The following is a 470-nucleotide window of genomic DNA, read 5'->3' as shown; positions in this document are numbered from 1 at the left end:
TCTGGTCAGCGCAGCGGTCAATGTGGTTTTGCCGTGGTCAACGTGCCCAATGGTGCCCACGTTGATGTGCGGTTTGTTGCGTTCAAATTTTTCCTTGGCCATCAGACCGTCTCCCACAGAGAAGTTAAACCCAGGCTGCCAAGGCAGCTTACAACCAGCGCACAGACGCCTCCCGAAAGACGCATCCGTCATTATTAAGATGGAGCTCATGAGCGGACTTGAACCGCTGACCTCACCCTTACCAAGGGTGTGCTCTACCAACTGAGCTACATGAGCCTAAACTTCACCCAATAAAAATTTAGAGCCAGCTTTGCGCCAAGCATCTAAAGGGCGCAATATATTGCTCTACTTTATCCCTATTGGCAAGAGTAAAATTTCGCTTGTCAGTGATAAGTAATCTGTCCGCATCAGTAGCAAATGAACTGTCCGGTTTTACTGACCGCCGAGGAGGTGGTCATGAAACGGACGCT

At 49.8% G+C, this 470-nt stretch carries 1 protein-coding gene and 1 tRNA gene; both read right to left on the bottom strand.

The window, feature by feature from the left end:
* A partial coding sequence (locus AXE65_RS14420) for a GTP-binding protein (protein ID WP_239685046.1) occupies positions 1-102 on the bottom strand: 102 nt, incomplete at its 3' end.
* A gap of 98 nt (positions 103-200) precedes the next feature.
* A tRNA-Thr gene (locus AXE65_RS04215) sits at positions 201-276 on the bottom strand.
* Positions 277-470 lie beyond the last annotated feature (194 nt).

The organism is Ventosimonas gracilis (assembly GCF_001580025.1).
GTDB lineage: Bacteria > Pseudomonadota > Gammaproteobacteria > Pseudomonadales > Pseudomonadaceae > Ventosimonas > Ventosimonas gracilis.
This window is presented reverse-complemented; position numbering and strand designations above follow the sequence as displayed.